This is a genomic window from Cellulomonas septica, assembly GCF_012396155.1.
GTDB classification, from domain to species: Bacteria; Actinomycetota; Actinomycetes; order Actinomycetales; family Cellulomonadaceae; genus Cellulomonas; species Cellulomonas septica.
In genome coordinates this window covers 1-3,346 of sequence record NZ_JAAXOY010000389.1, presented here as the reverse complement: position 1 = coordinate 3,346, position 3,346 = coordinate 1, and the positions used below count along the sequence as shown (strand labels likewise).

Below are 3,346 nucleotides of genomic sequence, written 5' to 3'. Positions count from 1 at the left end.
CCGGCGCTCCCGGCCGCTCGGGTGCCGCACCGACGCGCCGGCGACGTCCTTGACCCACTCCGCGCGGCGCAGCTCGTCGACGTCGGCCCGCGTCGGCTGGCGACGGTGCTCCGCCTTCTCGCGCCGACGACGGTCGGCGAACGCCTCGACGTAGCGCAGGTGGCTCGTACGCGACACCTCGAGGGCGTCGAGCGCCGCGCGCACGTCGGCGTCGGTCCAGCCGGGACCGGGCGGTCGTGACGTGCCGACGAGGTCACCGAGGTGCTGCTGCGTGCCGTCGAACCCGAGCGGGTGGTGCCGGTTCACGAGCGAGCGCAGCGCGCTCAGCCGGTGCGGCAGCGGGACGTGCGCGTCACGCACGCGGCGCGCGACGACGGCCCAGCTCATGCGCGGAGGCTAGCGCGACCGCCACCCGTCGGTCGCCGAGCAAGGCCGAGCCGACGACGCGGTCGGTCGCCGCACGAGGCCGGGAGACGACGCGGTCGGTCGCCGAGCGATCCCGCGCCGACGACGCGGTCAGTCGACGTGCGCCGTCGTGCGCGTGAGGCGGTCGACGGCCAGCTCGATCTCGTCGCGGTCGCGCGGCTCGGTGTCGAGGGCGCGGTGGATCGTCAAGCCCTCGATCATGGCGTCGAGCAGCCGGGCGGTCGCGGGGTCGAAGTGCCGCTCGAGCGCGTGCCGGCTGCGGGCCATCCACGCGTGCGTCAGCCGGCGGTAGCGCGGGTCGCGGGCGGCGAGCGTGTAGAGCTCGTGCGTGAGGACGAGCTCGTGCGGGTCGGTGAGCACGTCGACCGCGACGAGGTCGGCGACGGCCCGCCGGGCCTCCTCGACGCCGTCGACCGCCGCCATCGACGCCTCGAAGCGGTCGCTCATGCGCCGCGTGAACCGCTCGAACGCCTCGAACAGCAGGGCGTCCACGCTGTCGAAGTGGTACGTGATCGATCCGAGCGGCACGTCGGCGGCGGCGGCGACGCGGCGGGTCGACGCACCCGCGACGCCGGCCTCCCCGACGACCTCGAGGCACGCGTCGACGATGCGGTCGCGCCGCTCGGGGTCGTGACGGCGCGGCCGCCGCTCGGTCACCGCGCCTCGTCCTGGGGGCCGATCTGCCGCACGACACGGGCGGGGTTGCCCACCGCGACGACGTTCGCGGGCAGGTCGCGCACCACGACGGACCCGGCACCGACGACGGTGTTGTCGCCGATGGTCACGCCCGGGCAGACGATGACGCCGCCGCCGAGCCAGACGTTGTCGCCGAGCGTGATCGGCTTGGCGGCCTCGAGCTTGTCGCGCCGCGGCTGCGGGTCGACCGGGTGGGTCGGCGTGAGCAGCTGGACGTTCGGGCCGATCTGGCAGTCCTCGCCGATCGTGATGGTCGCGACGTCGAGCGCGGTGAGGTTGTAGTTGACGAACGTGCGCGCGCCGACGTGGATGTTCTCGCCGTAGTCGACGAACAGCGGCGGCTTGACGTACGCACCCTCGCCGAGGGTCCCGAGCAGCGCGACCAGGTGCTCGCGCGCGTCGGGCTTACCCGCGGACTCGGCGCGGTAGTAGGCGTCGGAGAGCCGGAACGCCTCGCGGGCGATGCGCCCGCTCTCCGGGTCGTCGGCGATGTAGAGGTCGCCCGCGAGCATGCGCTCGCGGTTCGTGCGGGGGTCGCCGGCGAAGTAGTCGGTCGTCGTCATGCGGACGATCGTACACACCATGTGTACGACTGACCACATCCGCCTCACGGCGCTGGCGGCGTCCGCTACGGTCGCGTCTCGGACGCACGCGCGACGGGCGACCGTGCGCGGAGGACCGTGCTCACGAGGAACCGCGGGAGGGCCGGATGACAGCAGAGGCGACGCCCGGCGGCGACGCCGACATCCGCACACGCACCGACACCTCCGGGCACACCCCGGTCGTCGTGCTCGTCCTCGCGCACCCCCGACCGGACAGCCTCAACCACGCGCTCGCCCGGAGGATCGGCGAGGCGGCGACCCGCGCCGGCGCGCACCTCGTCACCCACGACCTGTACGCCGAAGGGTTCGACCCGGTCCTGCGCGCCGAGGAGTCCTTCGTCGTCGGGCGCGACCTGCACCTCGGCGGCCCGTCGGGCGACCCGCTGCTCGACCGGCACCGCGCGGACCTCGCGACCGCCGACGCGCTCGTCGTCGTGCACCCGTCCTGGTGGGGCAAGCCGCCCGCGATCCTCGCCGGCTGGCTCGACCGGGTCCTCGTGCCCGGCGTCGCGTACCGCCTGCCCGACGCGGGCGGCCTGCCCGAGCGGCTGCTCGCGGTCCGCCGACTGGTCGTCGTCAACACGACCGACACCCCGGCGGAGCGGGAGGCGACCGTCTTCGGCGACCCGCTCGCCGCGATCTGGGAGCGGTGCGTCGGCACGTACCTCGGCTCCCCGACGTCGCCCACGGTCGTGGAGCGGACGGTCCTCGCGTCCGTCAACGAGGCCGACGACGCGCAGCGCGCGCGATGGCTCGACGAGATGGAGGACGTGGGCACCCGGCTCGTCCACGCGCTGCTCTGACCGCGACGCGGCCACCGCCACGCCGCTCTCGTGCCGCACCGGCGGGAAAAGGCGCCGACGACACGGCGAGGCCCGTGCTGTCCTGGCCGCATGGCGAACCGTGAGCGACCGGCCGGCGACGTCGACTACGAGCGGCTGGGGGCGGGCTACGCGCGCGTCCGCCGGCCCGACCCGCGTATCGCCGCCCGGGTGCACGCCGCCCTCGGCGGCGCCCGCACGGTGCTGAACGTGGGCGCGGGTGCCGGGTCGTACGAGCCGACCGACCGGTACGTCCTCGCGGTCGAGCCGTCCGCGGCGATGCGCGCCCAGCGACCGGCCGGTGCGGCACCGGCCCTCGACGCCACGGCCGAGCACCTGCCGTTCGACGACGACGCCTTCGACGCCGCGATGGCGATGGTCACCGTGCACCAGTGGCGCGACGTCGACCAGGGCCTGCGCGAGCTGCGCCGCGTGAGCCGCGGGGCGGTCGTGGTGCTCACGTTCGACGCCGTCGCGCTGCAGGACTTCTGGCTCGCGGACTACCTGCCCGACGCGCTCGCCGCCGAGCTGACCCGGTTCCCGCCGATCGAGAGCGTCGTCGCGCGCCTCGGCCCGGGGAGCGGCCGCGTCCGTGTCGACCCGGTCCCCGTCCCGCGGGACTGCGTCGACGGGTTCGGCGAGGCGTTCTACGGACGGCCCGAGGAGCTCCTGCGTCCCGAGGTGCGCGCCGCGACCTCCGCGCTCGCGCTCGCCGACCCGGGGGCCTCGCGTCGCGGGCTCGACCGGCTGGAGCGCGACCTGGCGAGCGGCGCGTGGGACGCGAGGCACGGTCACCTGCGC

Annotated in this window: 5 protein-coding genes; 2 read left to right on the top strand and 3 right to left on the bottom strand. The window is 75.4% G+C overall.

Features of this window, described 5'->3' with window-relative positions; genetic code table 11:
• The 3 genes from HGA02_RS13705 to HGA02_RS13695 form a co-directional block, all read right to left on the bottom strand.
• Positions 1-387 (bottom strand): hypothetical protein (locus HGA02_RS13705; RefSeq protein WP_210728568.1); only part of this gene is annotated, 387 nt, incomplete at its 3' end.
• Between the two features lie 129 nt (positions 388-516).
• On the bottom strand, positions 517-1,083 hold the full coding sequence (locus HGA02_RS13700; protein WP_168679468.1) for a TetR family transcriptional regulator: 567 nt from the start codon (positions 1,081-1,083) through the stop codon (positions 517-519).
• Positions 1,080-1,685 (bottom strand): sugar O-acetyltransferase, encoded by a 606-nt coding sequence (locus tag HGA02_RS13695; RefSeq protein ID WP_168679467.1) that lies wholly within the window; start codon positions 1,683-1,685, stop codon positions 1,080-1,082. The genes HGA02_RS13700 and HGA02_RS13695 overlap by 4 nt, the downstream gene beginning before the upstream one ends.
• 146 nt (positions 1,686-1,831) lie before the next feature.
• Here HGA02_RS13695 and HGA02_RS13690 point away from each other — a divergent pair, with 146 nt between their 5' ends.
• Positions 1,832-2,527, top strand: coding sequence for an NAD(P)H-dependent oxidoreductase (locus tag HGA02_RS13690; protein ID WP_168679466.1), 696 nt, complete (start codon positions 1,832-1,834; stop codon positions 2,525-2,527).
• A gap of 90 nt (positions 2,528-2,617) precedes the next feature.
• Positions 2,618-3,346 (top strand): methyltransferase domain-containing protein (locus tag HGA02_RS13685; RefSeq protein ID WP_168679465.1); only part of this gene is annotated, 729 nt, incomplete at its 3' end.